This window comes from Thalassospira sp. MCCC 1A02898 (assembly GCF_001618185.1).
Classification (GTDB): Bacteria; Pseudomonadota; Alphaproteobacteria; order Rhodospirillales; family Thalassospiraceae; genus Thalassospira; species Thalassospira tepidiphila.
In genome coordinates this window covers 195108-219622 of sequence record NZ_LPXK01000001.1, presented here as the reverse complement: position 1 = coordinate 219622, position 24515 = coordinate 195108, and the positions used below count along the sequence as shown (strand labels likewise).

Annotated in this window: 26 protein-coding genes and 1 tRNA gene; 13 read left to right on the top strand and 14 right to left on the bottom strand. The window is 55.0% G+C overall.

The features are described 5' to 3' along the window. Positions 1 to 112 precede the first annotated feature (112 nt). Complete coding sequence (locus AUQ41_RS00975) at positions 113 to 865, top strand: MBL fold metallo-hydrolase (protein ID WP_008888937.1); 753 nt, start codon at positions 113 to 115, stop codon at positions 863 to 865. Between the two features lie 87 nt (positions 866 to 952). Here AUQ41_RS00975 and AUQ41_RS00970 read toward each other — a convergent pair whose 3' ends face one another. The 6 genes from AUQ41_RS00970 to AUQ41_RS00945 form a co-directional block, all read right to left on the bottom strand. Next, positions 953 to 1219 carry a DUF1150 family protein gene (locus tag AUQ41_RS00970; protein ID WP_008888938.1) on the bottom strand — a complete coding sequence of 89 codons (267 nt, stop codon included), beginning with the start codon at positions 1217 to 1219 and terminating at the stop codon, positions 953 to 955. A gap of 16 nt (positions 1220 to 1235) precedes the next feature. After that, the gene (locus tag AUQ41_RS00965) at positions 1236 to 1733 is read right to left on the bottom strand and encodes an Hsp20 family protein (protein ID WP_040822570.1); all 498 of its coding nucleotides are present in this window, start codon (positions 1731 to 1733) and stop codon (positions 1236 to 1238) included. A 179-nt stretch (positions 1734 to 1912) separates the two neighbouring features. Then, the gene (locus tag AUQ41_RS00960; RefSeq protein WP_063086003.1) at positions 1913 to 3583 is read right to left on the bottom strand and encodes an adenylate/guanylate cyclase domain-containing protein; all 1671 of its coding nucleotides are present in this window, start codon (positions 3581 to 3583) and stop codon (positions 1913 to 1915) included. 223 nt (positions 3584 to 3806) lie between these two features. Continuing rightward, positions 3807 to 4532 carry a type 1 glutamine amidotransferase gene (locus tag AUQ41_RS00955; protein ID WP_063086001.1) on the bottom strand — a complete coding sequence of 242 codons (726 nt, stop codon included), beginning with the start codon at positions 4530 to 4532 and terminating at the stop codon, positions 3807 to 3809. Positions 4533 to 4749: 217 nt separating this feature from the next. Further along, positions 4750 to 5175, bottom strand: a complete 426-nt coding sequence (locus AUQ41_RS00950) for a DUF6691 family protein (protein ID WP_063085999.1) — start codon at positions 5173 to 5175, stop codon at positions 4750 to 4752. Further along, entirely contained in the window at positions 5175 to 5609 is a 435-nt protein-coding gene (locus tag AUQ41_RS00945) for a YeeE/YedE family protein (protein WP_063085997.1), read from the bottom strand. Before AUQ41_RS00945 ends, AUQ41_RS00950 begins: the two co-directional genes overlap by 1 nt. Before the next feature lie 309 nt (positions 5610 to 5918). On the opposite strand from AUQ41_RS00945, the gene AUQ41_RS00940 reads away from it, so the two are divergent. Beyond that, on the top strand, positions 5919 to 6893 hold the full coding sequence (locus tag AUQ41_RS00940) for a class I SAM-dependent methyltransferase (RefSeq protein WP_063085995.1): 975 nt from the start codon (positions 5919 to 5921) through the stop codon (positions 6891 to 6893). A 72-nt stretch (positions 6894 to 6965) separates the two neighbouring features. On the opposite strand, the gene AUQ41_RS00935 is transcribed toward AUQ41_RS00940, so the two are convergent. The 3 genes from AUQ41_RS00935 to AUQ41_RS00920 all read right to left on the bottom strand — a co-directional run bounded on the left by AUQ41_RS00935 (position 6966) and on the right by AUQ41_RS00920 (position 10025). Continuing rightward, positions 6966 to 7880: a 50S ribosomal protein L11 methyltransferase gene (locus AUQ41_RS00935; RefSeq protein ID WP_063085993.1), complete on the bottom strand. Its 915-nt coding sequence runs from the start codon at positions 7878 to 7880 to the stop codon at positions 6966 to 6968. A 526-nt stretch (positions 7881 to 8406) separates the two neighbouring features. After that, positions 8407 to 8625 carry a hypothetical protein gene (locus tag AUQ41_RS20610; RefSeq protein WP_008888946.1) on the bottom strand — a complete coding sequence of 73 codons (219 nt, stop codon included), beginning with the start codon at positions 8623 to 8625 and terminating at the stop codon, positions 8407 to 8409. Positions 8626 to 9236: 611 nt separating this feature from the next. After that, positions 9237 to 10025 carry a class II aldolase/adducin family protein gene (locus AUQ41_RS00920; protein WP_232308277.1) on the bottom strand — a complete coding sequence of 263 codons (789 nt, stop codon included), beginning with the start codon at positions 10023 to 10025 and terminating at the stop codon, positions 9237 to 9239. Positions 10026 to 10188: 163 nt separating this feature from the next. On the opposite strand from AUQ41_RS00920, the gene AUQ41_RS00915 reads away from it, so the two are divergent. From AUQ41_RS00915 to AUQ41_RS00905, 3 genes are all read left to right on the top strand, one after another. Continuing rightward, complete coding sequence (locus AUQ41_RS00915) at positions 10189 to 11145, top strand: NAD(P)-dependent oxidoreductase (protein WP_063085988.1); 957 nt, start codon at positions 10189 to 10191, stop codon at positions 11143 to 11145. 71 nt (positions 11146 to 11216) lie between these two features. After that, the gene (locus AUQ41_RS00910) at positions 11217 to 11915 is read left to right on the top strand and encodes a TetR family transcriptional regulator C-terminal domain-containing protein (RefSeq protein ID WP_063085986.1); all 699 of its coding nucleotides are present in this window, start codon (positions 11217 to 11219) and stop codon (positions 11913 to 11915) included. After that, positions 11912 to 13081, top strand: a complete 1170-nt coding sequence (locus AUQ41_RS00905) for a pyridoxal phosphate-dependent aminotransferase (RefSeq protein WP_063085984.1) — start codon at positions 11912 to 11914, stop codon at positions 13079 to 13081. Before AUQ41_RS00910 ends, AUQ41_RS00905 begins: the two co-directional genes overlap by 4 nt. 24 nt (positions 13082 to 13105) lie before the next feature. Here AUQ41_RS00905 and AUQ41_RS00900 read toward each other — a convergent pair whose 3' ends face one another. The 4 genes from AUQ41_RS00900 to AUQ41_RS00885 all read right to left on the bottom strand — a co-directional run bounded on the left by AUQ41_RS00900 (position 13106) and on the right by AUQ41_RS00885 (position 14690). Next, a complete protein-coding gene (locus AUQ41_RS00900) occupies positions 13106 to 13570 on the bottom strand; it encodes a YtoQ family protein (RefSeq protein ID WP_063085983.1) in 465 nt (154 codons plus the stop codon). Continuing rightward, positions 13570 to 14052 carry a hypothetical protein gene (locus AUQ41_RS00895; RefSeq protein ID WP_063085981.1) on the bottom strand — a complete coding sequence of 161 codons (483 nt, stop codon included), beginning with the start codon at positions 14050 to 14052 and terminating at the stop codon, positions 13570 to 13572. Before AUQ41_RS00895 ends, AUQ41_RS00900 begins: the two co-directional genes overlap by 1 nt. Positions 14053 to 14211: 159 nt before the next feature. Beyond that, a tRNA-Ala gene (locus AUQ41_RS00890) sits at positions 14212 to 14287 on the bottom strand. Positions 14288 to 14384: 97 nt separating this feature from the next. Further along, positions 14385 to 14690, bottom strand: coding sequence for an FYDLN acid domain-containing protein (locus tag AUQ41_RS00885; protein ID WP_008888952.1), 306 nt, complete (start codon positions 14688 to 14690; stop codon positions 14385 to 14387). Positions 14691 to 15050: 360 nt separating this feature from the next. On the opposite strand from AUQ41_RS00885, the gene aroA reads away from it, so the two are divergent. The 8 genes from aroA to AUQ41_RS00845 all read left to right on the top strand — a co-directional run bounded on the left by aroA (position 15051) and on the right by AUQ41_RS00845 (position 23541). Further along, positions 15051 to 16394: a 3-phosphoshikimate 1-carboxyvinyltransferase gene (gene aroA, locus AUQ41_RS00880; protein WP_063085979.1), complete on the top strand. Its 1344-nt coding sequence runs from the start codon at positions 15051 to 15053 to the stop codon at positions 16392 to 16394. Positions 16395 to 16468: 74 nt separating this feature from the next. Then, a complete protein-coding gene (gene cmk, locus AUQ41_RS00875) occupies positions 16469 to 17113 on the top strand; it encodes a (d)CMP kinase (RefSeq protein ID WP_063085978.1) in 645 nt (214 codons plus the stop codon). Positions 17114 to 17345: 232 nt separating this feature from the next. Beyond that, positions 17346 to 19049, top strand: coding sequence for a 30S ribosomal protein S1 (gene rpsA / locus AUQ41_RS00870; protein WP_008888955.1), 1704 nt, complete (start codon positions 17346 to 17348; stop codon positions 19047 to 19049). 356 nt (positions 19050 to 19405) lie between these two features. Then, positions 19406 to 20329: a signal peptide peptidase SppA gene (gene sppA, locus AUQ41_RS00865; protein ID WP_008888956.1), complete on the top strand. Its 924-nt coding sequence runs from the start codon at positions 19406 to 19408 to the stop codon at positions 20327 to 20329. A 71-nt stretch (positions 20330 to 20400) separates the two neighbouring features. Next, positions 20401 to 20676 (top strand): integration host factor subunit beta, encoded by a 276-nt coding sequence (ihfB, locus tag AUQ41_RS00860; protein ID WP_008888957.1) that lies wholly within the window; start codon positions 20401 to 20403, stop codon positions 20674 to 20676. A 221-nt stretch (positions 20677 to 20897) separates the two neighbouring features. After that, entirely contained in the window at positions 20898 to 21206 is a 309-nt protein-coding gene (locus tag AUQ41_RS00855) for a lipopolysaccharide assembly LapA domain-containing protein (RefSeq protein WP_063085977.1), read from the top strand. 181 nt (positions 21207 to 21387) lie between these two features. Beyond that, positions 21388 to 22110 carry an orotidine-5'-phosphate decarboxylase gene (gene pyrF, locus AUQ41_RS00850; RefSeq protein ID WP_063085974.1) on the top strand — a complete coding sequence of 241 codons (723 nt, stop codon included), beginning with the start codon at positions 21388 to 21390 and terminating at the stop codon, positions 22108 to 22110. 222 nt (positions 22111 to 22332) lie between these two features. After that, positions 22333 to 23541 carry an MFS transporter gene (locus AUQ41_RS00845; protein WP_063085972.1) on the top strand — a complete coding sequence of 403 codons (1209 nt, stop codon included), beginning with the start codon at positions 22333 to 22335 and terminating at the stop codon, positions 23539 to 23541. A 67-nt stretch (positions 23542 to 23608) separates the two neighbouring features. Here the strand turns inward: AUQ41_RS00845 and AUQ41_RS00840 are convergent, their stop codons facing one another. Continuing rightward, positions 23609 to 24412, bottom strand: a complete 804-nt coding sequence (locus tag AUQ41_RS00840; RefSeq protein WP_063086815.1) for a TSUP family transporter — start codon at positions 24410 to 24412, stop codon at positions 23609 to 23611. Between the last annotated feature and the right edge of the window lie 103 nt (positions 24413 to 24515).

Below are 24515 nucleotides of genomic sequence, written 5' to 3'. Positions count from 1 at the left end.
TCCTTCGGGGAACCACTTGCCTTACGCAGGGGGAAGTCACAAGAATGTCGGCTTGAGACACTTGGAGCTGATATACTCCGGGCTTGCAGGGGAAATACGGGGCGATAAGGAAATGAACAGCGATCATCTGCGCATTGATGTTCTTGGTGTGGGCGAGGCCTTCGATCCGAACTTTGAAAATTCGTCGGTCGTGGTGTCTGCGGGCGATTTTCGCCTCTTGATCGATTGCGGGGCAACGGTGGCCGGGCGGCTGATGGCCAAGTTTCCCGATCCAGATGCGATTGATGCGATCTATTTCACCCACATGCATCCCGATCATGTTTTCGGTCTGGTGCCGGTCATGTTGAACTGGCGCGATGACGGCCGTTCAAAGCCGTTGCGCATTCTGTGCAGCCCGCAATTGCGCACTCATCTTGAAAAACTGATGGAGCTCGGCTTTACCGGGCTTGGGTCAGCTTGGCCGTTTACCATCATCTGGCATTCGATTGCCGAAACAAATTCAATTGGTCCGTTTGAATGCCGTTTCGCAAGGTCTGATCACAGCGTGCAGAACCACGCGATCCTGCTGCGCTACGCGGACAAGGGATTTGCCTATTCCGGTGATGGCAACGTAACAGCAGAAACCGCCGCCCTGTTTACGGGTGCGGATTTGGTGTTTCAGGAAACCTATCTGATCAAGCATGACCCGCAACACGCGGCCCACTGTGATCTGGAAACGGTTTTGAAACTGGCCTCTGACATGCCCGGCGCGCGATTCTGGCTTTATCACGTCAAACGCAATGTCCGTGCGGAAATGGCCCAGATGATCAGGGGCAATGAACAGGTCCGTATTGCGGCACCCGGCGAAGTGATTGAAATCCGCTGAGCGGGCCAGTGTTCCCGGAACTGAAGGCAAAACAAAAATGCCCGGCACAAGGCCGGGCATTTGGGCATGCAGGACAAGCTTTCCTGATTAGTGAACCGCGCGTGGCTCCATGTCGTGCTGGCGGATGGCAGCATCCGCGACGGCATGGTTTTCGAACGACGCGATATGGGTACCGTCGGCGGTGAAGACGCCATAGACCAGTTCGTCACTGTCGTTCTCTGTATTGGGAACCGGACGCACATAGGCAAAATCATGAATACCCAACAGGGCGAAGTCACCGTTTGACAGAAGACCGGTATCCTGGCCGATCCGCTGATCGCTTTCGGTATCGTGGTTGTTTGTTCGATTTGTCATTTGAACCACTCCTTGGTTAGGCTTTGCCGTCTATTTGGTCAGCATTGCTATCCTCGTCCTCGACATTCATGTCGATGGTTTTTGACGGCACAGCTTTTTTCTTGTTCGAGCCAATCGCGATTTCACGGACGACCGGTTCCGGCAAGGGTCTGTTCAGGTCAACATGCAGCAGACCATTATCCAGATGCGCACCGACGACTTCGATGCCTTCGGCAAGGACGAAGGAGCGCTGGAACTGTCGCGACGCAATGCCACGATGGATATAAACACGTTCGCTGTCATCATCGGTATGTTTGCCGCGAATGATCAGCTGGTTGTCTTCAGTGGTTACCGACAGGTCTTCCTCGGCAAATCCGGCAACTGCAACGGTGATTCGCAGTTTGTTTTCACCAATCTGTTCGATGTTATAGGGCGGATAACCCTCGGCCTTGGTTTTCGAGACCTGATCAAGAACGCGTTCGATCTGGTCAAAACCCAAAAGCAACGGGCTGTTGAACATTGAAATTCGTGACATTTGCAGCACCTCCTCCATTAGAGCGAGTGTGGTTGTTTTCAGATCCCACGCATCCTGCGTTTCGGGCATCTAATTGTTCGACCCGAGGCATTCGGCACCGAACGTTTCATATATTCAAATAAATGTGGTTTTCCCGCCAATAGTCAAGCCTTGCCTGCGCTCCGGACATTAGACACCGGCTAATTCTTGGTTTGTGTCAGATCTGGCATGGTTTCAAGCGCATAATAGGCAACCGACTGATCCTTACCGCGCAGCGCTACCTCGTGCATCACAGCGTTTTCCGGCAAGGGAATCGGTCCGTGATCAAACAGCGTCTTGGAAATCACCAATGGCACGCCATGCCCCTTGGTCTGGGCTTCAAGGCGGGCGGTGGTGTTGATCGTATCGCCGATTGCACTGATGTTTTCCCGGCCGGGCGGGCCCATTTCCCCAACAATTGCCTTGCCCATATGTATGCCAATTCCAATGCGCAATGCATGGGGAAGTTCGGATTTAAGATGCAGGTTAAGGCCTTCGATCCGGCGCAGCATCTCGGCGGCTCCCTCAAAGGCCTGCAGGATGGTGCGTTCGGTATCGTCACTTTCATGACCATAAAGCGCCATCAGGCCATCGCCGGTAAACTGGGCGTAATACCCACCTGTGCCGCGCAATGCCTCGGTCATCTCGGCAAAGAACTGGTTGAGGATGAAAAGTACGTCATAGGGCATCTTGCTTTCGCCAAGCTTGGTCGAATCGCGCAAGTCGATAAAGATGCAAACAACCTGTCTTTCACTGCCCGAAAGTCCGCCGGGACGTCGTCCGTCACGCGCGGTTGCGTTGGGCGGCAAAAGCGGGGCAACCGCCAGATCATTATGCGGTCTGATCTGACAGGCAAGGCGCATGCCCTTGGGGGCCTGAATGCTTTTGAGTGCCGCAGCCTCGATATCGCCGGGAGGAGCGAGGTGATCACTGCCTGATCCACAGTGGATCCTGCACGTTGTGCAGCGCCCGTGCCCGCCGCAAACCGACGCCATCGGAACGCCGGCATCGCGCAACGCCTCAAGCGCTGTGGCACCGGGCGGTACACGCACGAAACGCCCGTTTGGCAGGCTCAGCATCGGTCCGCGCTTGACCCGATCAAATGTCTGGCGGATCTGGCGCACACCAAATGGTGCCAGCGCAAGGGCGATACTCAGGATCGTGAAGGGCAAAATGGCGTTTTCATAGAAGGTGATGGCGTCCTGATTGACATTGGCCGCATCAATCACCCCAAACACATATTTGCGTCCGCCTTCCTCTGCGCGGCGGATCACCTCGGCCGCCGCGGCCGAATAACCGGCAAGCGAAAGTGTCGGGATCAGGATTGCCAGCGTGCCGAGCGTATTGCGCCATTTCGGATAGAACGGTTTGACCCGTAGCCAGAAATGAATGCCGATGCAGCCATGCGCCCATACAACAATCACCGTGATCGCCTGCAAGATACCCTGATGCGGAATGAACACGGCCAGATCCAGAAGAACGCGCTCAAACGGTGAATCAACATCAAAGCCCAGATCGATAATCCGGGTCGCGATGATATGCCGAAACAGCAGGAACGGGATGCACAGGCCAAGGATCATCTGTGCCCATTCCGATTTGCGCAGGCGCAAGGTGCGGCGGCTGGTCAGGCGTGCGGTTGCCAACAAAAAGTGTGTTATCAGTGACAACACCAACAGGATCTCAAGCGGTGGAAACTGCCAGACTTCCGTGGTGTATTCCCCGGCTTTTTCCATCAGTTCCGGTGAAACGATGCCTGCCGTATGGTTCAGCAAATGCGTCAGCACATAGGCAAACATGGTCAGGCCGGAATACAGCCGCAGATTCTGTATCATCGCTTCGGGTGCCTATTCTTCATTTGCGCGGTCTCTCGGTGGTCCAAACTTGAACGTCGACATTCTGCGGTCGATCACATCATTTTGGTGCGTCTATGGTTGAACAGGATCATGCAACACCTTTGGTTGATAAAGTGTTTTGCATCTTCAGGCACGAAAAAAGCCACCGGGATTTCCGGTGGCTTTCTGTGATTTTCTGCGTGATGTCGATATGATCCGCGCCTTAGGCGGCAGACTTGATACGCTTCCGGGTCATGAACTTCACGAGCGAGCGCGCGAAATCAACACTTGTGATCGGCGTCTCAAGCGACTTCATGGCAGCTTCATGTACATCATCGGGGATCAGGTCATAACGGGCCTGCAAAAGGGCGGTCTCGTATGGTTTCATGAATTCTGGATGCGGCTGGATCGAGGCGGCATTATCGCCATACTGCAAACCGGCATAGGGGCAAAAATCGGAACTTGCCCAGACGGTCGCACCTTTTGGTGGCTCAACCACCTGATCTTGGTGGAAGGCATTGATGCGGATCTTTGCCGGGCTGTCAGACAGCCAGTCGCTGTTGCGTGCATCAACCGCGTATTCATGTACGCCCACACCCCAACCCTTGTCGGATTTGATGACCTTGCCGCCAAGTGCTGTTGCCAGAATCTGATGACCAAAGCAGATACCAAAGACCGGCTGACCGGCGGAAACCGCATCGCGCAGGAAGTCCTGCAGGCGGATCATCCACGGCAAGTTTTCATAAACGCCATGTTTGGACCCCATGATCACCCAGCCGTCGGCATCACGGATTGAGTCCGGAAAAACGTCTTCCAGAACGGTCCAGGTTTCGAACTCCAGACTCGGATCAACGTCGCCAAGCAGCTTTTCGAGCATGCCGGGGTAGGAGGCGAAATCGTCGCGAAGTTCTTCCGGGGCGAATCCGGTCTCAAGAATGCCGATCTTCATGCAAAAACCTTTATGGACGTCAATGTGGCGCTAAGGGTCAAAACTCAGTTATGGGATTTTAACGCCAAAGACAAGCCCAGTGCTGCGAGATTTTAGTCAATTTTTGACCGGAAATGCGAAACCGCCCGGCGTAAAGCACGGGCGGTTGCAAAACCTGCGGCCAGCGTCTGGGGGATCAAACCGGCCGCAGATTATCGGGTTCAGTCTTTGGCCGGGTTTATTTGTTGAGACCCATGGCACGCGCGCCGCCCATGCCGGCAATCATCGCGACCACAAAAATAATCGTATCGGTATGGCCGAAGGCCAGTGCACTAAGGGCCGGACCCGGGCAATACCCAACCAGTCCCCAACCGGTACCAAACAACAGGCCGCCAACAACCAGTTTGGTGGTGATGGCACGGTTGGTCGGCAGGCTCATCTCGCCGCCACAGACCGCCTCGGTCCGGTTCTTTGCAAACTGGAAGATTGGAATGGCAACCGCCAGCCCACCGCCCATGACGAACGCAAGACTCGGATCCCATCCCCCATCGGCAATCGCCCAGATATCAAGAAAACCCAGAACCTTTTGCGGGTCGATCATGCCCGAAATGTAAAGGCCAAAGCCGAAAATCGTGCCGCAAATCAGGGAAACAATTATCCGCATTACATGCCTCCCATCAGATGGCGGGTGACAAGAACCGTGACAAAGCCTGCTGCCATAAATGACAGGGTCGCGACCAGCGATCGCAGCGAGAACCGCGACAGGCCGCAAATGCCATGACCACTGGTGCAACCACTACCAATCGTGGTGCCAAGACCAACCAGAAGACCGGCAACGATGATGACCGGTAATGAGCTTGTCACGACACTCTGGGCTTCGATCTCGGTTGCGTTCATCAGGATGAACGGACCGACAACCAGCCCGATGATGAAGGCCAGTCGTTCAAAAACAGCAGAACCACCCTTGGTCGGAGTCAACAAACCGCCAAGAATGCCGCTGATCCCGGCAATTCGCCCATTGAGCAAAAGATAAAGGCCAGAGGCCAGACCAATAAGTCCACCGCCAATCAGGGCGGAAATCGGAGTGAAGTTTTCCATCATTCAATCCATCAAAATCAGAATTTATATTAATGTATGATAATTAATTGATTTTATCAATGGGTCAGTGGAAATTTGTGCCAAATTTCTTTGTAGAACCCGTTGCTAAAAACGAAGCAGACGTACCCGGATGCGCCCAACTATCGGTCAAGATACTGTTTGCATTGGTGTCCGATTCCACAAAGCAGATAAGCAATTGATTTTTCGATATTTTATCTATCTTGCAAAACACCGAAAATAGGAAGATACAGCAGTATCTTTGGTTGTGGTTTCGGCGTGTTGCCCAAACCCCCTTTTCGGATTTCATGCATGAGCAAAGATCGTCTGTCCGCCAGTCGGCGTCTTGATGTCGCATTGGCGTTGGTATCACAGGGTGACTACACCGCTGCGATTGACGTGGCGCGTGCCGCATTGGCCGCTGATAGTGACTGGGACGAAGCCCATTTTACGCTGGGCGACATCTATGAACGTGCCGGTGAAACCGAAAACGCCGTTGAGGCTTTCCGTCAGTATCTGATGCTTGATCCCAAGGACCGCATGGGGGCAGAGGTCCGCCTGACATTGCTTGGTGCGGCTGCCCTTCGTGATCGCTTGCCGCCCGATTATGTGCGGGCTCTGTTTGACGATTATGCCCCACGGTTTGAGATCAGCCTGCGGGATCGTTTAGCCTATCGCGGACCGGAGCTTTTGTTCGAAGCCATCCGGACTCATCTACCGGAAATGTTGCGTCCGATGGATGTGCTTGATCTTGGCTGTGGTACCGGGCTTGTGGGCGAAGTGTTCGCTGGTCATGTTGATGCGATTGATGGCATCGACCTGTCGCCGCGCATGATCAACCGCGCACGCGCCAAGGGGCTTTATCGCACCCTTGTCGCTGGCGATATCACCGATATGCCCGCCGATATCGGAACGGATTACAGCGTTGTCATCGCGGCGGACGTTCTGAACTATCTTGGCGATCTGGTGCCAGCCCTGCGTGCTGCCCATGACCGGATGAAGCCCGGCGGGTTGCTGGTATTCACGCTCGAGCACGGCGATAACTTCCCGTTCGATCTCGGTCCCGGGCAACGCTTCCGCCATCATCAGCGCGCGATCAGCGAATGGCTGGTCGAATGTGGCTTTAATGTTCTGTCAGACACATTGGGTGTTCTGCGTCAGGAAAAGGGTAATCCGGTCGAAGGTCGGGTCATCGTCGCACGTCCAAGTGATGCATTGGCGCTGATGGCGGGCGATCTGATCATTCCGGGCGATCCCGATCAGGCCTTGGGTCAAACCCTTCACTGAGCTGCTGCGAACTGCTTAATGCAAAACACCCCGTAGCCTGTGGCAGCGGGGTGTTTTTTGTTTGGTATTGTTCTAGACCGGCGTGCCGCGAATGACCGCCACCTCGTGATAAAGTGGGACATTCGGATCATCATTGATCATTTCCTGGGCCTTGGTGGCCGAAAGCGGCTGTTTTCCCTCCGGGTCGCCATAGAATTTGCAGACAAGCTGCTTTTCATATTCAGTCCCGTTCAGCGCCTTTTCCAGTGACACGAAAAACGAAATGTCGGTGCCTGAATGTTGCAGAACGATCTTTGACGCAATCTTTTCGGGTTTGTAGCCGTTGGCCTCAAAGCATTCGCAAATAATCTCGGTGCCAATGCGGCAACCAAAATTCATCACCAGTTCGGCCTTTGGCGCGTGTTCGCGAATTCGGCGCATAAGCGCCTCATTCAGGCCAAGCCCTACCGAGTTGTAAGGGTACTGGTCAAACAGGCTCCAGGGATAATAATGCGCGATATGGTCTTCGGCCTCGTCACCGGCCCCTTCGGCCAGTTCGATGGACTGGGCTTCGCGAAAGGCCGTCAGGCGTTCATCACTGGGCTCGCCGACCTGTGGGATGCAGGCAATCACCACATCGGTCTTGGCAATTTTTTCACGTGCCTCATCGGTATCGACAAGGCTGACACTGCCGTGGACCGGTTTGAAATGTTTGGCATGTTCGGGGGAAAGGATTTTGATGTTTCGCTCTGCCAGAACGACAAGGCGGGGGTCAAGGTCGCTGCCGTAAACGCGTTTGGCGCCGCAGCTTTGCAAGATAAAGGCGACATTGATGCCAGTACCGACACCGACTTCGTAAATGGTTTTGCGTCTCAGATCAGCGCGCGCCAAGCCTTCCTGGAATGTTTGTGTCCAGGGATCATCGGGATCAAAGGCAAAATCTGGCGTTTCGGGATCACTGGCGTATGGGCTGGATGTCTCGCTGCTCTCTTCTAAAGCATGTTGCATTTAATCTGCTCCATTGTGTTTGTTTTTGGCGTGCCGTTTGGCAAGGCACAGCGTGCAGAGCGATGCGGCGCATCGGTCAAACGGTGTAACGCCGCGAAACGCCGCCAAAAACAAACCCTTCGGGCCGGGATAACCTTCCGCCCCGCAGCGTCAAGACCCTTGAACGTAGCCCCGCTACGTCCTGCGGCCCTTTCCTCGCCGGACAGATGGTTATCTCCGGCAAAATGGGGCAGATTAAATGCAACATGCTTTAGCATAATGCTTCCTGTTTTCTTGCGCATTAGCCGGTCGCGGGACCCTGCAGGCATGGCAAAAAGCGCCATATAATCCGGTGACAAGGCAACCGGATGGTGTTGGCGCGACAAGCCTGCATAAACGGTACCGGGATCGACAAGCCAGTGCCGATGCGCAGCGTTTTATCTTATTCTTGACGCGGTCAGGTGAGCGCGACGTGACGCCATACAGGCATCATGAACGGGAAGATTGCCGGCAATGGCACCGGCATGGGCAGGGCAAAAAGCGGCCCTCAGTTTACGGCGGCAAACTGTTTTGCGTCGCTGGCCAACTGAACGTCTTGGGCAAGCGGGCCAAGCGAAACTGCCAGACTTTCACAATTGCAGTCCGCGCCGACCAGAACATTGAGTGGGGATGTGCTGTCTTCACGGCCCACCAGCGCCTGCATGATCCGCAGAAGGGTTGGTGCCGGCGACAAACCGTTGCAATCAATTGTGTTCGATACTTGCATGTCGTCTTCTCCTTGTCTGGCAAGCAGGAGCTTCGGCACACCGCCGGGGACGGTTAAGAATGCCGCAGCATGACGTGTTCCCGATGCCCGCCAAGATCTGCGGGCAACCTGATAGAAACACTCTCGACCTTTGCGCGATCCCAGCATCAAGCCACCACGCGGTGGCATCATCGGAATGACAGAAGGCCCGATCCAAAGACCCGTTCTGTCAGCTGGGCGGTCATAAGGGTCAACTTTTGCAATTAACCCGTTTTGGTCATCAAACTCGTTTCGCATCGCGACTGTCGCGCATCAGCACAAGTTATGATTTTCAATGCGTTGGGATTGGGTCACCATCAAAGTGGCTTTCTCCGAACCCCGACCAAAACACACCGGAAAATTCTCCGGCCCGACCTTGTTGAATTCAATCGTAGCAGTCGGCAGATGGGTGTCAAGGAAGGATTTGATTATCTTTTGCGCAATAAGTCGAACAGATTAAATTTTAATCACAAATGTCCCTCTTTCCCGCCCAGGGATTTGGGCAGGCTGGAGGATGGCTCCAGAAATATGAAAACCAGCAAGTATTTACCGCGCTTGCGAAGGGGCGGAATGCGCGCTTCTGGCGTGATGTCCTAATCGCGGAAACCGGGGTCCAGACGGTCGGCAAGGCGCATTTGCGCCTCCCACTCCAGGGCAACATCACCGTCGTCATAGGCCATCTGGCTGAACTGTTCGGAAACGCGTTTTATCACCGCATCATCAATCTTCCGAAGCGGTCTTCCCATCGCCAGGGTAGACTCCTGAATCTCGCACGCCCGGTTCAGATAAAACATGTTTGAAAACATCTGCCCGGCGGTTGCCCCCACGGTCAAAAGACCATGATTGCGCAGGATCAGCGCGATGTTGGCGCCAAGCGCTTCAACGATTCTTTCGCGTTCCTCAAGATCAAGCGCGATGCCCTCATAGTCGTGATAGCCGATTTGGCCATAATACTGCAGGGCGATCTGATTAAGCGGCATCAAACCTTCTTCAAGGCAGGAAACGGCAAATCCCGACCGTGTGTGGGTGTGCATCACCCAGGCCGCATCATGGCGCCCGATATGCACGGCACTGTGAATGGTAAAGCCTGCCGGGTTCACCCGATAGGGGCTGTCCGCAACCTTGTTTCCGTCGACATCGATCTTCACCAGCGACGAGGCGGTAATTTCCTCCCACATCAGCCCATAAGGATTGATCAGAAAATGCCCCGGTTCACCAGGTACCCGGGCCGAAATATGGGTATAGATCGTGTCGGTCATTCTGTAATGGGCCGCCAGCCGGTAACAGGCGGCAAGTTCAATGCGGCACTGCTTTTCGCCGTCGCTGATCTGTGGATCACTCATGACGCTGGTCTCGGCGTCCTTCTGTGTCGCGATATGCATGCCGACCTCCATTGATCTGATCAAACGGCTTTACTCTTTGATATACACTTGTTTAACTGAGGATGAAACCAAAGCGCAAATTTTCTTGGTCAGGCGCCCGCAATTTGGGTGCGCCAACAGGGATCAGCAGCGCAAAAGAAGATGATGTGAGGGGCTTTGACTGATGGCGGTGGCGGAACCGATTTACGGTGTTCTTCTCAGCGATGCGATGGATCTCAAAAGCTATTATTCGCTTGATTTTGGTGATGCGGCACCCGATGTCCGCCTGCTTAAGCCCGATGAAGTCACCAACCCGGATCTTATCCGTTTTGCGGTGTGCTGGCTGCCGGGCCCGGCGGCGTTTTCGCCTTATCCCAATATTGAAATGGCGATGTCGGTCGGGGCTGGCGTGGATGCTTTGCTGAAACATCCGGGCTTGAGCGATGACGTCGCGATCTGTCGTGTCCGCGATCCCAATCAGGCCGATCTGATGGCGGGTTATGCGGTGCACGAAGTTGTTCATATTGAACGCGGCTTTGCTAGCATGCAGCAAAGTCAGGCCAGCGCCGAATGGGCCCCGCCTGCGATCCGGCCACCGCGTGATCTCAAGGTCGCCGTGCTTGGTCATGGCTCCATGGGGGCATCTGTTGTCAAAGCCTTGGCTGCCTGTGGATTTAGTGTTTCGGTTGCCTGCCGCCGTGATCCGGCGGACCCCGTTGAAGGTGTGTGCTATTTCACCGGTGACGACTCGGTTCTGCAATCGGTGGCCGGTCAGGATGTGGTGATCAATGTCCTGCCCCTGACGGCCAAGACCGAGAATATCCTTAATGCGGCGCTGTTTTCAAAACTGGCCAAGGACGCCTGGCTGATTCAGATCGGACGTGGTGAACATCTGGACGAGGATGACTTTGTTGCCGCGCTTGATAGCGGGCAGCTCAGTGGCGCGACCCTTGATGTGTTTCGCACCGAACCGTTGCCGTCTGATCATCCGTTCTGGGCTGATCCGCGCCTGCGCATCACCCCACACATCGCCAGTGATACAACACCACGCATTGTTGCCGAACAAGCCCTGCAATCAGCCCGTGAACTGCATGCAGGCAAACCGCTCAGCCTTGCTGTCAGCCGCGGTCAGGGCTACTGAGCGATCTGTTCAATATACCCACACCCGATTGCACGCTTGAAACCCAATAAAAATTATTCAATTGTATAACAATGAGCCGAAAAACATTTCAACGCCTGTCGCTTGATGTCCGCCGTCGCAGTTTGATCGAGGCGACCTTGACCTGCATTGCCCGCGACGGGCTGCATGGGGCATCGGTGCGCCGGATTACCGAGGCAGCCGGGGTGACAGTCGGGCTGGTGCGCCATTATTTCGGCAGCAAGGATGACATGATCCGCAACGCATATGCCTATCTGGTCGGCCAGCTGACGGCACAGGCCAGTGAAAGCGCACGCGCCACCGAAGGTACGCCAGAGGCCAAGCTGGCAAGCTTCCTGCGCGCCAACCTGACCAAGCCCAACATGGACGAAGAAACGGTTTCGCTTTGGGCGACCTTCATCGGCCGGGTGCGCCATGATCCGGACTTTGCCGAAATTCACCGTGATGGCTACCGCGAGTTTCTCAATGTCCTTGAAACCCTGATCGAGCCTGTCCTGATTGATCATGGCTGCCCGCACAGCGTGGCGATTTGTCGCAACCATGCGATTGCACTCAATGGCCTGATTGATGGGCTTTGGATGGAAGGGGCGCTGAATTCCGGCCTTTACGCCCAGGATATCCTGCCCGATCTGATTACCGGTGCCGCCGAACGCCTGCTTGAATTGCCCGCCGGTGCGTTGTCCGCACCCGATATTGCCCTTCAATCGGCACGCCACCAGACACACCGCGAACAACAAAGTAAGCCGTCATGAGATATGCCAAGATTACCGACCGTCTTGCCGAACTGGGTGGGGCAAAGTGGGCCGTCCACAACACCGCGCGTGATCGCGAGGCCCAAGGTGCGAAAATTATCGAGCTGACAATTGGCGAGCCCGACATTCCCGTCGATCCGGCCCTGATTGACGCCTGCGAGGCCTCCATGCGGCGCGGTCGCACCCATTATTCCAATGGCCGGGGCGAGGTCGGGTTGCTTGATGCGTTGGTGGAAAAATACAAACCCGTCTGGCCGGATGTTACGCCGGAAAATATCCTGTGTTTCCCGGGCACGCAGACCGCGCTTTATACCGTGATGACGGCGCTGGTGGATGCCGGTCAGGGGGTGCTGGTCGGTGATCCGTATTATGCGACCTATGCCGGGGTGATCCGGGCATCGGGGGCTGAACTGCAATCCGTCCCGTTATCGATCGAGCATGGCTTTATCATGCAGCCGGGTGACCTGCGCGCAGCCATCACCAAGGACAGCCGTGTGTTGCTGCTTAACACGCCGCACAATCCGTCCGGCGCGCTGCTGGATCGCGCAACGCTGGTCGAACTTGGCAAGATCGCCATCGAACATGATCTGTGGATTGTCTGTGACGAGGTCTATGAGGATCTGGTGTTTGAAGGCACCTTTGCCTCTCCGCTTGAAATCGAAGAGCTGAGTGATCGCACCATCGTCACATCCTCGATCTCGAAAACCTTTGCTGCCACCGGCTTTCGCAGTGGCTGGGCCGTTGGCCCCGAGGAACTCTGTACCAAGGTCCTGCCGATTTCCGAAACCATCCTGTTTGGCAATCAGCCCTTCATCGCCGATGCGACCGAGGTCGCCCTGCGTGGCAATTTCGATACGGCCGCGCGCATGTGCAAAAGCTATGCGGCGCGCGTTGACATGATCGAAACCGAACTTGCCGGATGCGATGTGCTTAAACCGGGCAAGGTATCCGGTGGCATGTTTGCCATGATTGATGTCGGTGCCACCGGCATGAACGGCGAAGAATTCGCCTGGGCGCTTTTGGACGATCAAAACGTCGCCGTCATGCCCGGCGCATCCTTTGGCGAAAACGCCAAAAACCTGATCCGCGTGGCCCTCACGGTCCCCGACGACGAACTTCGCGAAGCCATCAAACGCATCCGGGCCTTTGCCGAGAAATCGGCATAAAGGCCCGGCTTTGAATGTTCGGAATTATGCCTTGGGCATGTCGCCCCGGATGATATAGGCCAGTGCCGCAACCACCTGTTCGGGTTCGCGCGCCACACCATTGGCTGCGCCATCAACTTCCTTCAACGCGTGATCATGCTCGGCCGGATGCAGCGTAATATACGGAATGCCAAGGGCGGCGGCATAACCGGCATCAAAGGCCGCGTTCCACTGCTTGTATTTCTCGCCAAAACGGATAACCGCAAGGTCGGACTGGGACAGCAAGGTCTTGGTGCGCATGGCGTTCAGCTGCGCGCCCTTGCGGTCATGCCAGAACTTGCTTTCTTCAGCACCGAAAACGGCAACGCCGCAATCATCAGAATCTTCATGCACGGTAATCGGGGCAACCAGCTCGACCGGAAGGCCGGCTTCTTTTACGCCCGTCTCGATACGCTCGCGCCAGTCGCTGTGAATTTCGCCCGATAAGTAGACGGTCCAGACTTTGTTCATTAGTATTCACCTGTATGGCTTGAGTTGAGCATTGCCATAGTTCTTGCAGTTGCTTGATCTTTAGCTGCTTTATCGACAAGAAACTGATTTTTACACTCAGGGCAAACTCGGTTCCAGTCTGCCAAATCTGACTTGTATCTCAGTTTTATCAGCTTTTTCTCGGCTTCAATACAACGCGGGCAGTAAGGGTCACCTTTCGCGTTTCCTTGCTCATTTGGCTGATAGAGGAAACCTTGCCATTCAATTAAATTATTGATTTTAAAGGAAACATCTTTGAGCTGGGCGATTTCTGTTTGATATTCTTGAATTAGTGTTCGGGCATCTACCAAGGCTTCCTTCGAATCCAGCAGTTGGTCTACCAATTCGGCAATCTTCAGCTTCAATTCGGCTTTGTCCATTGCCGATGATGCTTGCGCGATCGCTTTTGCCAAGGTGATGCTGCCATTAATTGTGGCAAGCGCGGATGAGGGATCAAAAGCCATTTGTTAAGATCCTTTGTCTGGGAGCTGGGAGGGCAAATAACAATACTACGCTAACGCGAATGCTATCTACAAATTCATCCGTTACTTGGTTCGGTTTTAGTTCGAACAGACTTAGCCCAATAACGACAAAACCCGTTGCCAAAGGCAACGGGTTTTGAATGGTGGAGCCGATCAGGATCGAACTGACGACCTCTACAATGCCATTGTAGCGCTCTCCCAACTGAGCTACGGCCCCACTTTGTCCGCGACGCAGTCTGATGAAACAGGCTCTGCGGCGCGGCGCATATTTAGAAGGTTCGCCAAATGTTGGCAAGACCCTTTTTCAAAATTTCTTAGCGATCGTCGTCGTCTGATTCGACATGCTCATAGACTTCGCCAAGATCATCATCATCTTCGCCAAGATCAGAAGCATCTTCGAGAATATCGTCGTCGATATCGGTATCGACATCATCGTCAAGATCGGTGACGTCATCGACGTCTTCGTCTTCTTCCGGTGCCGGTTTTGCAACCGCGGATTTCTTGACCTTTGTCACCCCGTCCGGCGTTTTGCATTTCGGGCAGACAACCGGGGTACGGTTCAGGTCGTAATACTTGGTACCACAGGCGAGGCAGTGACGTTTCTTACCGCGTGCTGACATTACGGCAAATCCTCTTAATTACCGTTATCAATTAAGAAAAAGACTTTGTGTCGCAAAAGCGCAGCAAGGCTACGCACAGCGTCTTGTCCGAGAGGCCCAATTGCCATCTTGCGAGCACCTTGTCAAAAGGAAATTGCGCGTTTTTCCCTTTGGCAAGGCGATGGGACAAATCTGCCGCACATTCGTGCAATTTCCTACACCGAATTTCGGGTTCGATACTGGTGCCTGCCAACCGCTTGTGCTAGAGCATTGGTCCCCTGATTGAAAGGCCCGCGCGCGCCTGAAAACATGGCCGCAGCGCAGTGCAATTTCAATCAGCCTTTTGTTGATGATAAAACAGTGACTGGCAGGTACGAGCCCATGAGTTCTTCGAAAACCAAACGTCCGCTTTCCTCGGCCAAGGCCGGGCCGCTTTCGGGCGATATCCGGGTTCCGGGTGACAAGTCTATTTCTCATCGCTCCCTGATGTTTGGTGGTCTGGCAATCGGTACAACCAAGGTTACCGGCCTTTTGGAAGGCGAAGACGTTCTGGCAACGGCGGACGCCATGCGCAAACTGGGTGCCACCGTCACCCGCGATGAAGACGGCACCTGGCATGTCACCGGTGTTGGGGTTGGTGCACTTCGTGAACCCGATAGCGTGATTGACATGGGTAATGCCGGCACCGGCATTCGCCTGATGGCTGGCATCGTTGCCACCCATCCGATCAAGACCTTCTTCACCGGCGACGCGTCACTCTGCAAACGTCCGATGGGCCGTGTAGCCGACCCGTTGTCCGAGTTTGGTGCGCAATTCATTACCCGTGATCGCGGTCGTCCGCCGATGGCGGTGATTGGCACGGACGAAGCCAAACCGGTGACCTATACCTTGCCGATGGCCTCGGCCCAGGTGAAATCGGCGGTGATGCTGGCCGGGTTGAACACGACGGGCACCACCACCGTGATCGAACCCAAACCGTCGCGTGATCATACCGAACGCATGCTGCGTCACTTCGGGGTTGAGGTAGATGTGAAGGTCAATGACGATGGCGGTCGCACCGTCAGTCTGACCGGTCCGGTCGAAATGAAGGCCGCCGATATTGTTGTGCCGACCGATCCGAGCTCGGCCGCATTCCCGATGGTGGCGGCCCTGATCAATCCCGACTCCCACGTCACCATTCGTGATGTCTGCCTGAACCCGCTGCGCACCGGCCTGATCACTACCCTGATTGAAATGGGCGGTGACATCACGATCACCAACGAGCGCGAAGAAGCCGGGGAAACCATCGGCGATCTGGTGGTGACCGGTAAGAACCGCCTCAAGGGCATTGTCGTTCCGGCCGAACGCGCCCCATCCATGATTGATGAATACCCGGTTCTTGCCGTGGCTGCGGCCTATGCCGAGGGTGAAACGCGTATGTGCGATCTTGAAGAACTGCGCGTGAAGGAATCGGATCGTTTGGCAGCGGTGGCCGCCGGTCTTGAAGCCAATGGCGTCATTCACCGGGTCGAAGGTGATGATCTGATTGTCACTGGCGGTGTGGTGCCGGGCGGTGGCATGGTGGAGACCCATCTTGATCATCGCATTGCGATGTCGTTCCTGGTTCTGGGGCTTGGCGCGGAAAAGCCGGTTGCGGTCGATGATGCCAACCCGATTGCCACGAGCTTCCCGAACTTCGAAACCCTGATGGCGGATATGGGCGCGAAATTTGCCCTTCATTCCTGATCGGGCCCACCAATATATAAGTCACCATTCGGGACTTATGGATGCACCAGATATAATCACAGGGAGTGACCCATATGATCATCGCCATTGATGGGCCGGCCGCGTCCGGCAAGGGGACCTTGGCACGTCGAGTCGCAGAAGCAATGGACTACGCCTATCTCGATACCGGCCTGCTGTATCGTGCGACCGGTGCGAAAGTTCTGGCCGAAAATGGCGACCCTGCTGATGAAGCCGCCGCCGTGGCCGCGGCCGAAAATCTGAGTGCGTCCGATCTCGAAGGTGAGGCCCTTCGCAGCGAGGAAGTCGGCACCGCTGCCTCAAAAGTTGCAGCGATTCCAAGGGTTCGCGAGGTGTTGCTTGATTTCCAGCGCACCCTTGCCACCACCCCGCCGGGCGGTAAACGTGGTGCGGTTTTGGATGGTCGTGACATCGGAACGGTCGTCTGTCCGGAAGCACCGATCAAGTTTTATCTAACGGCCAGTGTCGAAGAACGTGCAAACCGTCGGTTCAAACAGTTGCAGGAAAAAAATCCCGCTGCTATATACGAGCGCGTTCTTAAAGAGCTTGAAGAACGGGATGCTCGAGACAGTGCTCGCGATGTCGCACCGCTCAAGATGGCAGATGACGCAATCCATATTGATACGGACCGTCTGAATGCCAACGCAGTGTTCGATGCCGTCATGGCACATATCCATACCCATATGGGTGCGGATGACTGATCAAAAGGCGTTTTAACCGTCAGGCGTTGAACGATCCCGAGGTACCGGTCCTTTGGCCTGTTCCTAAGGTGAACGACTTGTGCGTTCACCTTTTCGTGTATGGAAGGTTCGCCTTCACATGCGTTCGGGTTTGAACACTGAATGACAAATCGCCGCGATTTTGCGGCAAAGACCACCGGACACAACCGGTTGGCCAGAATATAGTGACGATACTCGAAAGGAAGTCTGGTTTATGACCACCGCTGAAGAAGCACAATTCTCGACTGGCGAAGATTTTGCCGCCCTGCTGGCTGAAACCCTTGGTTCTGAAGACGAAGGTTTTGTTGGCCGCGTAATGACCGGTTCGGTCGTTAAAAAAACTGACGATGATGCCATCGTCGATGTCGGCCTGAAATCCGAAGGCCGCGTTCCGCTTAAAGAATTTGGCGCAGGCGAAGTAAACATTGGCGATACCGTTGATGTTTATGTCGACCGCTATGAAAACAAGGATGGCCTGATCGTCCTGTCGCGCGAAAAAGCGCGCCGCGAAGAAGCTTGGGTTGAGCTGGAAAAACAGTTCTCCGAAGGCAAACGCGTCGACGGCACCATCTTTGGTCGTGTTAAAGGCGGCTTCACTGTTGACCTGTCGGGCGCAGTTGCGTTCCTTCCGGGTTCCCAGGTTGATATCCGTCCGGTTCGTGACGTCACCCCGCTGATGAACAACCCGCAGCCGTTCCAGATCCTGAAAATGGATCGTTCGCGCGGCAACATCGTTGTTTCGCGTCGTGCCGTTCTCGAAGAGACCCGTGCAGAACAGCGTGCTGAACTGATCCAGAACCTTCAGGAAGGTCAGATCCTTGACGGCGTCGTCAAAAACATCACCGATTACGGCGCGTTCGTCGATCTCGGTGGCGTTGATGGCCTGCTGCACGTTACCGACATTGCTTGGAAACGTATCAACCATCCGTCCGAAGCGCTTCAGATCGGCCAGACTGTTAAAGTCCAGGTTATCCGCTTCAACAGCGAAACCCAGCGTATCTCGCTTGGCATGAAGCAGCTTGAAGCTGATCCGTGGGAAGGTGTCGAAGCCAAATACCCGGTCGGTTCGAAATTCGAAGGTCGTGTCACCAACATCACCGATTACGGCGCATTCGTCGAACTCGAAGCTGGTGTCGAAGGTCTGGTCCACGTTTCCGAAATGTCCTGGACCAAGAAAAACATCCACCCGGGCAAAATTGTTTCGACCTCGCAGGAAGTCGAAGTCATGGTGCTCGACGTCGATGCCCAGAAACGCCGTATCTCGCTTGGTCTCAAGCAGTGCACCTCGAACCCGTGGGATGCCTTCCTGGCAGCTCATCCGGTCGAGTCCGAGATCGAAGGCGAAGTCAAGAACATCACCGAATTCGGTCTGTTCATTGGCCTCATGGGCGGTATCGACGGTATGGCTCACCTCTCGGACCTGTCATGGGACCGCGCTGGTGAAGAAGTCATCAAAGAATACAAAAAAGGCGACATCGTCAAAGCCAAGGTTCTTGACGTTGACGTTGAAAAAGAACGCATCTCGCTCGGCATCAAACAGCTGTCTGGTGATCCGTTCAAAGACGCCGTTGTCGGCATCAAACGTGGCGACGCTGTAACCTGTGAAGTTACCGAAGTTAACGACGGTGGTATCGAGGTTTCGGTTGGCGACACCGAACTCAAAGGCTTCATCCGTAAAGCTGAGCTGGCGCGTGAGCGTTCTGAACAGCGTCCGGAACGCTTTGCAGTTGGTGAAAAAGTCGACGCACGCGTTACTGCAATCGACTCCAAAACCCGCAAGGTTTCCCTCTCTGTCAAAGCTCTTGAAGTTGCTGACGAGAAGAAAGCAATGGCGGATTACGGTTCGGCAGACAGCGGCGCATCGCTCGGCGACATCCTCGGCGAAGCTCTGCGCAAGAAACAGGAAGGCGGCGAATAAGCCATCCTCCGACGAATACGCTCTGCAGTCTTGCAGAACGAAAAGACGGGTCGCGCATTGCGCGGCCCGTTTTCTTTTGTCTGGGTTCTAGATCTGGCAAGTTGATGCGCGGTGTATGGCCGATATATCCGCCCAATGTCCGGCAGACCTGTAAAGGGCGCAAAATTGTATATCATCTGCTTTTTGGGGCTGAATTTTAGCCCGACTCTGCCGATATCGGCATTTTTCGCGAAAATTTTGATTTTAAACGCTTTTTGTTCTTGCCTTCCGGGTCGATAAAAACCATTTGAAGAGACGGGTTTGAGCGATCACACTCGTCTAAGTATTTGATTGAACAATTGGAAACGGACACGCCGATGGCACTTGATGCCGATATCCTGCTGGATCGACGCCGCTTGAAAAAATCCATCTTTCGCTGGCGTGTGGTGGCGGTGATCGCCGTGATCGCGGTGATCGTGATCGGCTTGTCTGGCACGGGTGTTAAGGACAGTGTTCTGGGCGGACTGGGTCCGCGCATTGTTGAAGTCACCATCGAAGGTGTGATTACCGAAGACCCCTATCTCCTTGATGCGCTAAGCGCGATCGAAGAAGACAGCGACGTTGTCGGCGTGATTGTCCATATCAATAGCCCGGGTGGCACCATGGTTGGTGGCGAAACGCTGTTTGAGGCGCTGCGTCGTATCGGCGAAACCCGGCCAATCGTTGCCGAGATGGGGACTGTTGCGGCGTCCGGCGGTTACATGACCGCGATTGCCGCCGACCACATCATTGCCCGCCGTGGAACGATCACCGGCTCGATCGGGGTGATTTTCCAGTCGATGAATTTCAATGGAACGCTTGAAAAGCTTGGTGTTGAGCCGCTGACGGTAAAAAGCGGTCCGCTTAAAGCTGCACCCAATCCGTTCGAACCTGTTGATGATGTTGCAAAATCGGCCATGCAGGGCCTGATTTCAGACATGTTTGACGTGTTTGTTGAAATGGTTGCGACCCGCCGCGATATGTCGGTCGAAACAGTTACGACTCTTGCCGATGGCCGCGTCTATACCGGACAGCAGGCCGTTGCCAACGGATTGATTGACGAAATTGGAGGCCGTCGTGAAGCCTTGCGCTGGCTCGAAGAGGAAGCCGGTATCACGACGGATGCACAGGTAGTGCCGCTTGAAATCGAATACCCGGAAGACGATTTGATGAGTGCTGTTCTCGAGGGAAGCCTTGGAAAAGTGCTGTCATCTGAGGGGCTTAAACTTGACGGTTTGCTGACGGTCTGGCAACCTGAGTGAGAGCTTCTTTAAGACATAATCTAATCCGTGGTTGAGTGAGACTGTCAGCACCAACAGGATGGGGCCTGGAAATGACAAAATCTGAATTGATTGCCCGCCTTGCGGAGATGAACCCGCATCTCTATCAGCGCGACGTTGAACGGATTGTCGCCACGATCTTTGACGAGATCACAGACGCGCTTGCGCGCGGCGACCGGGTCGAGCTTCGCGGCTTTGGCGCATTTTCCGTAAAACAGCGCGAGGCCCGCGTCGGCCGTAACCCGCGTACCGGGGATGCGGTTCCTGTCGGTGAGAAAAAGGTTCCCTATTTCAAAACCGGCAAACAGCTTCGCGAACGTTTGAACTGATTCCTGCCTGATTTGTTTTGACCGGCAATCGGGCCTGCGCCACCCGCAGCCAGCCCGATACGACCAGCATGCAACACACAAAAACTGTGTGACTGTTGCCATGGCTTTTGTCCGGTTCTTACCCCATACTGATCAGAACATTGATCAAACGAGACCTGCTGCCGGGTTTTGAACCATCCTGTTTTCGGGGTGGAACAGCCACCGGCACAAGGAGCTAGGTAATGCGCTTCCTGTACTGGATTATTTCCATCCCGCTTGCCGTACTGATTGCGGTGTTTGCAGTTTCCAACCGGGCATTGGTCACGATTTCGCTTTGGCCCTTGCCGTTTGAAATCGACTTGCCGCTGTTCCTGCCGATCATGATTGCGTTGTTGATCGGACTTGGGATCGGCTTTGCCTTTGAATGGTTGCTGCAAGGCAAGCACCGCCGTGCCGCACGGCGCATGGATAGCGAACTCAAGCGCATCAAGACGGATGACACCACGCCATCCACCCCAAATACCGATCAAAAGGCCATCGGCCAAAGCTGATCAAGTCAAAGGGCTCCGTTTCGGGGCCCTTTTGCTTTTTGCCGCATGGCGTCAATGTCTGTTCGAACGCCGATTTGACATTGGCCTTTGTGACCAAATCGGCTAAGCCATGTCCGGTCCGCTATGAAATTTGCTGCGAAAAGCTGGGCCATGACCCATTGCCAGCCTGCCGGAGGACACCATGACTCAGACCCTTGCCGCCAAAGACCGCATCTATTGCGCGATTGATACCACCGATCTTGATCATGCAATCAATCTGGCATCGAAGCTGTCGGGTGTTATCGGCGGTGCCAAGCTTGGCAAGGAATTCTTCGCGGCCCACGGGCCACAAGGGGTCAGGGCGGTTGCCAAAACCGGCATGCCGATCTTCCTTGATGTCAAATATCACGATATCCCCAACACGGTGGCCGGGGCCATTCGCGCTGTGACGCCATTAGGTATCAGGATCGTCAATGTCCATGCCGCCGGTGGTTTGGAGATGATGAAACGTGCCGGTGATGCGGCGCGCGAAGCCGCCGACAAGGCCGGCGTCGACGTGCCGTGGGTGATTGCCGTAACCATCCTGACCAGTATGGACCAGGGTGATCTCGATGATGTCGGCCTCAAGGGCCCGATCGAAGATCGCGTGGTCAAGCTGGCGGAACTGACCCAAAAGGCCGGTCTGGACGGTGTTGTCTGTTCCGCCCAGGAAATCACGCCGGTGCGCAAGGCACTCGGCCCGGACTTCAAGCTGATCACACCGGGTATTCGGCCAAGCTGGGCGGCAAGTGACGATCAGAAACGCATCGTTACCCCGGCCGACGCCGTCGCCATGGGAAGTGACGTTCTGGTGATTGGTCGCCCGATCACCAAGGCCGAAGATCCGGTTGCTGCGGCGCAAAAAATCGTCGCCGAACTTTCCTGATCCACGATCCTCAATCTCTGCCTGTGCTGCATCATGCCTGTGCCTTGCTGTAATGCAGGCAAGACAGGCTGCCATGCAAATTTCGCGATGGATTTGTTCTCCGCATTATCTCAGAATTGAATCGTTTCAAAATTTGCTGCATGATGCATATCTCGCAGTTGCACAAAACGTTGGCCGCGCCACCCGCGTCACCAGCGCTAAAGTTGATCTGGATATTCTGACATGACAGATACCGTCACCCGCCCCGGATTTTTGGGGAATCTGCCGATTCTGGCCCTCGCCCTTGCGTCATTCGGGATCGGCACCACCGAGTTTGTCATCATGGGGCTTCTGCCCGATGTGGCGCTTGATCTTGGTGTGAGCATTCCCGATGCCGGGTTGCTGGTGACGGGCTATGCGCTGGGTGTGACGTTTGGTGCGCCGTTTTTGGCGATTGCCACCGCGCGCATGGACCGCCGGCGCGCCTTGTTGCTGCTGATTTCGATCTTCATTCTCGGCAACTTCCTGTGTGCAATTGCCCCTGATTACTGGCTTTTGATGGCGGCCCGTGTGGTCACTGCCTTCTGCCATGGTGCGTTTTTTGGGCTTGGCGCTGTTGTCGCCTCAAACCTTGTCGCGCCGCATAAACGGGTTCAGGCGATTGCCCTGATGTTTTCCGGTCTGACGCTGGCCAATGTGCTGGGCGTGCCGTTTGGCACGGCCCTTGGTCAGGAACTTGGCTGGCGTTCGACCTTCTGGGCAGTGGTGGCGATTGGTGTTGTTGCCGCCAGCGCGCTTTATGTTGCCCTGCCACGCCAGATTGCCGCATCGACCGGCAGTCTGTGGCTTGAAGCCAAGTCTCTGGGCAAAAAACAGGTCCTGCTGGCGATGCTGATTTCGGTTCTGGCCTCGGCCAGCTTGTTCAGTGTCTTTACCTATATCACTCCGATGTTGCAGGAAATCACCGGCATTACCCCGCGTCAGGTAACCTATGTGTTGCTGCTGTTCGGGGTTGGCTTGACCGTCGGCAACTATATCGGTGGGCGTTTGGGGGACTGGCGTTTGATGCCGGCCATCATCATGGCCTTCGCCTTGCTGATTGCGATTCTTGCCCTGTTTACCGAAACGCTGACATCGGTCATTCCGGCAGTCGCAACCGTGATGCTGTGGGGCGTGGTGGCATTTGCACTGGTGTCCCCGCTTCAGATGCGGGTGGTGAACGAGGCATCCGATGCACCCAACCTTGCCTCAACCCTTAATCAGGGCGCCTTTAACCTTGGCAATGCGGCGGGCGCATGGTTTGGCGGTATCGCCATCACCCAGGGCGTTTCCTATCAGCATATCCCATGGCTCGGAGCCGGAATTGCCGTTCTGGCCCTGTTGGCAACGGTCTGGAGCCATTTGCTTGATCGCCGCGACGAAGTCCTTGTCGAAAACGGCGCCAGCGCCTGAGTAAAACAAAACCCGTCAAGCTTGAGGCTGACGGGTTTTTCTTTGTCCGGTCGATAAGTGGTCGAGCTCAGCTTATCCAGTGGCGGATCTGATCCCAGCTTTGGCTGATGGTGGTCCCGTACTGATCAATGATCAGCTTGATCGATATCGCGATTGAAGTGACGACCAGAAGCGGCCGTACCAAACGTGCACCGACCTTCATCACCATATGGGATCCGATCTGTGCCCCGATCAATGCACCAACGGCCATCACCCCGCCAACAATCCAGACAACCTCACCCCCGGCGATAAACATCACAAGCGACGCAAAGTTCGACGTGAAATTCAGAACCTTGGTATGGGCGGTTGCCTTGGTCATGTTGAAACCAAGCAGGGCAACAAAGGCGATGGAAAAGAACGATCCGGTGCCCGGCCCAAAGAACCCGTCATAGAACCCGATGCCAAACCCGGCGGTAAACGCAAAGGTCGCTTTGCCAATCATCTGATGGGCATCAATGTCCCCCACACGCGGCGAAAACAGGAAATAAAGCGCAATCAGGATCAAAAGCCCCGGCAGGATGGTCATCAGAATACCGGGATCAAGCATCTGCACCAGAACCGTGCCGAGTGCCGATCCGGCAAAGGTCAGGACAATCGCCAAAACCATATCGCGCGGATCAACATGCCCTTTGCAAATGAAATTAAGCGACGCACTGAAACTGCCAAAACTGCCTTGCAGCTTGTTGGTCGCCAATGCCTGGGCCGGGGTAACACCCGCCCATAACAGGGCCGGGATGGTAATCAACCCGCCACCGCCTGCAATCGCATCGACAAAACCGGCAAGGGTGGCAACCGCAAACAGGATCACTAAAAGATCTAAACCAAATTCCATCTGGTCGCTTTCAAATTGGGGCGCGACCGCACAACTGGGGGCGATGCGGTCTGTCAAAACAGCGCACATCATATGGCTTTGCGTGCACGCGTCCAGTGGGATC